Here is a 4,452-nt window from a genome sequence, read left to right on the forward strand (position 1 = left end):
GTTACTGTACATAACCAACCGCAACCTGCTGCACCTGCTGCTTCTTGTAATTCCTCATCTGTTACTGTCATTACTACGCTTTTTAACTCTTCCATCTTTATTTCCCCCTTAAAATTTTAATACGTAATTTTATAACGAATGAAATAAATTCAAAGATTCATAATAAAAACTTCAAATTAGCAACATACAAATACGCTATTTGGGCAGTCATCTGTTACTGTACATAACCAACCGCAACCTGCTGCACCTGCTGCTTCTTGTAATTCCTCATCTGTTACCGTCATTACTACACTTTTTAACTCTTCCATTTTTTTCACCTCCTTTCTATGCTTCGTCCTTGCAAGATTCATTATAAATAATTTCATAACTAACAACATACAATAAAATACTTTTAATACCAATTCCATATTCTACTACAAGTTGTGGAAACAAAGATGATCTTCAGAAAAAATAGAGCATGAGGTATGCGAATAAAACATTGCGCTTTTTACTCACGAACCTTTTGAGATTAAATCATAAACTTAATGTAGCAGTAGATTAAGAGGAGCGAGTATCATGAACGAATTACTTTTTACGCAAAATAAAAATCATAACATTCTCTCTTTTCAATCTTTTTCGTCCTTGCGAGATTCATTATACATCAAAATTTATACATTAAAAGCATTTTTTTCAAAAAAATACTTTTAATACCAATTAATGATTCTAATGCAAGTTGTGAAAGTAAAGATGAACTAAATAAGAATAGAGCAAGGTATACGAATAGAATATTGCGTTTTTTACTCACGAATCTTTATATATTAACTCTTAAACTGAATGTAGTAATAATTTGAAAGGAGAAAGTATGATGAATGCATTAGTATCTGCAAAAAATGTGACAAAGATTTATCACAAAAATCAATTACCAGGACTTAATAAAGTATCTTTTGATATTAAAGCGGGCGAGTTTGTGGGTATTATGGGGGCTTCTGGATCTGGAAAAACGACTTTGTTAAATATCTTATCCACTATCGACACACCTACAGATGGTGATGTTTTTATAAACGGAGTCAATATCCAAACTCTTAACAACAATAAATCTGCAGATTTTAGGAAAGATTATTTAGGTTTTATTTTTCAGGAGTATTTCCTGCTTGATAGTTTAACAGTAAAAGAAAATATTGCCGTTCCACTTACTCTGTTAAAAAAATCCCCAAAGGAAATTGAATCAACAATAGAAAATTTAGCAAAGCGTTTTGGAATATTTGAGCAATTAGAAAAATACCCTAGTCAACTTTCTGGTGGACAAAAACAAAGAGTTGCAGCAGCCAGAGCTCTTGCGAAGCAGCCAAGTATCTTATTTGCAGATGAACCTACAGGCGCGTTAGATTCAAATTCTGCAACAGAACTACTCCAAAAATTAAAAGAGGTAAACGAGGAACTTCAAACTACAATTTTAATGGTTACTCATGATGCCTATGCAGCAAGTTTTTCAAGTAGAATTTTAATATTCAAGGATGGAAATATTATAAAAGAATTAAGAAGAAATGAACAAAATAGAAAAGAATTTTTTGAAGAGATTTTAAAGGAAATCTCTAAAATTGATGAAAATCGATATAACTAGGAGTATGAAAGGAAGGCAGGACTGTGGGATTATTTACAATAGCAAAAAAGAATTTAAAAAATAATTTTTCTTTCTATTCATTCTATTTCATATCAGTAGCTTTTGTATTAATGGTGTTTTTCTCCTTTATTTCTTTTTCCATGAACGACATTGTCATGGAAAAAATTTCGTCTGATGGTAGAGTAGAAACAATGTCCAAAACAGTGGCAATCTTTGTTATGGCATTTGTACTATTCTATATGTCATACTCTAATACTTTCTTTATGAAAAAAAGAATGAAAGAACTTGGAATTTATTCACTTTTAGGATACCGAAAATCAACAATGCTAAAACTGTTAACTTTTGAAAATATTATAATTTGTCTTGCTGCTCTTCTTGTAGGAATTGCTTTTGGTTCTATTGTCCATAAAGGAATTGTGGCAGCGATAATTACATTACTAAAATTACAAATCGATACTTCTAAAGTACCACTTATTAATCCTAATGCAGTACTATTCACTTTTACTTTTATTTTTGCTGTTCTTTCTGTGCTATCTTTATCAAACTGGATTATTCTTCGAAAGAGTTCTTTACTAAATTTAGTCCGCATGGAAAAGAAAGAAGAAAAGAAAGTGAAAATTAAAACAAGCTTTTCCTTACTAGGATTATTCTTGATTTTAATCGGTTATTACTTAGCTATAGATATTACAAGAGGAACTGAATCCCTGTGGAAAACAATTGGGTTTTCACCAATCGCTCTTCTAACAATGTTAAGTGTAATACTAGGGACGATCTTCTTTATTCATTCTTTTTTACCCTATGTTATTCAAAAGCTGAAGAAAAATAAAACATGGTTTTATAAGGAATCAAACATTATTATCATTCCAAACTTTATATTTAAAATCCGTTCAAAAGCAAAAACCTTAATTTTGTTAACCTTATTAACCGCAGGAACTTTAGCAATATTTAGTTCTACTCTACTGACACTTTACTATCCAGTTGCCGCTACAGAACGTATCGTGCCATCAGCTATTGAGTTTCCTTTGGAAGATAAAGAATTAACTAATAAGGCAATTAAAACTGTACAAGATACTTTTGGTAAAGAAAATACAAAATACACAGAAACAACTATTATCCACGGGGAATCTAATTCTACAAATTTACCTAAAGAATATAGTATAAAGAAGGAACACGGATTTGATCTTATCTCTGAATCAGCTTACAGGAAGTTAATACATATTCAAGATAAAAAAGTAGAGTTTGATAATTTAGCTAAAAATGAAAGCATTCTAGTAAAATATCGACCTGAAAAAGAAAATATAGATAAAGGGAAAATATATACTTTAAACTTAGCACCTACAACTAACGTAGATGTAAAAATAAAAGAGACTACATTACTTAATCCAATTGGCTTTGCAAATAGTGTAGGAACGCTTATTATTTCGGATCAACTTTATAAAGAAATAACAACTCTAGGACTTACAGAAAAAACTATAATAAGTTTTAATGGCGTAGATATGAGAGATAACAAAGAAGTTTATGAAAAATTAGCTCCACTGTTTAAAGATAATATTTATTTTACAAGTAGTTACCAAAAAAATGATTATATTATTCAACAGAACAGTTCAACATTCTTGCTCATTAGCTTTGTTACTATCATCTTTTTTATTGCAACAGGCAGTATCCTTTATTTTCATAACCTTTCAAGTACGATGGCAAATAAAAGTGAATTTATAATACTAAAAAGAATGGGATATAACAAGAAAAAGATAAAAAGAATAATAAGCAAAGAAATCTTCACATTATTTAGTATTCCCTATGTATTAGGATTAACACATAGTATTTTTGCATTAATAGCCTATAAAACAGCTTTAATGGATGATCTATTAGGGAAAAGCAGTGCCTTTGTATTACCTATTCTTTTTGCAGTAATTATTTTTACTGTCGTTTATATCGTTTATTATTTGTTAACAAAAAGAGCATGTTATAAAATTATATTTAATAAGAAAAATTAAAAAATCTACAGATAAAGCTGATGATAGTCAACAAACATCAGCTTTATCTGTATTTAATCTAGTAAAGGCAAGTGATTTTATGAAAAAATACTATGAACAAAAACAAATTTTAATTTTAATTAATCAACTTTGTATGATTATTTTTTTATGTTACGAATTTTCAACAAATACTATTGTCGGAACAGCAAAATTGCTCCCATTAATGCTTATAACAATAATGTCCACCTATGGTGCATATATCAGTTTTGTAAACTTAAAAAACAATAACACATTATCGCAATTTTCTAACTTAATTTTTTTCGCTTCATGGCAGTTTTTACTCACTCTTCATGAAGAACCAATCTTTCAAACACTTAGTATGCTACTTAGTGTATTAATTTTATATCAAATCGTCCAATTTTTACTCCTTTTCTTTTTTCAAAATTCTACCTATGATTATAAAAAAGTGAAAGATTGGATTTTACAAATTATATGTCTATTAACATTGGTTGCGAACTTGATAAGCGATAGGATTTTTTCCATTCTATATTCATTTCAATGGCTTATTAGTTTTAGTTGCATTATTTTTCTATTCCTCCAGCATCGAAAACGAATTAGCTTTGTTTTTAAAAATGAAAAAAAGCACTTGCTCAAATCTGTTACTGTTCTTATCCTCCCTTTTATTTTATATGCCGTTTTCTTTGCAGAGCGTCCGGAATATTTAAGTAACTTAGGATGGTATATTATAATTTTGTTACCTTTATTTAGTATTCATGCAATAGCTTTTAAAAATCATATATCTATGAGAAAATATTTTCTTTTAAAAAAAAGTAAAATTGCTTTAATGTTTTTATGTTTCCTTATTTTCATTAGCTTACT

At 29.0% G+C, this 4,452-nt stretch carries 3 protein-coding genes and 1 pseudogene; 3 read left to right on the forward strand and 1 reads right to left on the reverse strand.

Annotated elements, in window-relative coordinates; translation table 11 throughout:
• Window positions 1-176: 176 nt before the first annotated feature.
• Window positions 177-308, reverse strand: coding sequence for a type A2 lanthipeptide (locus tag DN394_RS28440; protein ID WP_060489082.1), 132 nt, complete (start codon window positions 306-308; stop codon window positions 177-179).
• Window positions 309-844: 536 nt separating this feature from the next.
• Here DN394_RS28440 and DN394_RS28445 point away from each other — a divergent pair.
• From DN394_RS28445 to DN394_RS29215, 3 genes and pseudogenes are all read left to right on the forward strand, one after another.
• Window positions 845-1,600, forward strand: a complete 756-nt coding sequence (locus DN394_RS28445) for an ABC transporter ATP-binding protein (RefSeq protein ID WP_060489079.1) — start codon at window positions 845-847, stop codon at window positions 1,598-1,600.
• A gap of 23 nt (window positions 1,601-1,623) precedes the next feature.
• Window positions 1,624-3,594, forward strand: a complete 1,971-nt coding sequence (locus DN394_RS28450) for an FtsX-like permease family protein (RefSeq protein WP_078184580.1) — start codon at window positions 1,624-1,626, stop codon at window positions 3,592-3,594.
• Between the two features lie 79 nt (window positions 3,595-3,673).
• Window positions 3,674-4,452: pseudogene (locus DN394_RS29215) on the forward strand (ATP-binding protein); the annotation flags it as partial.

The organism is Bacillus sp. BB081 (assembly GCF_008368895.1).
Taxonomy (GTDB): domain Bacteria; phylum Bacillota; class Bacilli; order Bacillales; family Bacillaceae_G; genus Bacillus_A; species Bacillus_A wiedmannii.

What these genes read in the sequence shown, in the direction of transcription:
- DN394_RS28440 (WP_060489082.1), bottom strand. Translation starts at nt 308, where the DNA reads ATGGAAGAGTTAAAAAGTGTAGTAATGACGGTAACAGATGAGGAATTA.
- DN394_RS28445 (WP_060489079.1), top strand. Translation starts at nt 845, where the DNA reads ATGAATGCATTAGTATCTGCAAAAAATGTGACAAAGATTTATCACAAA.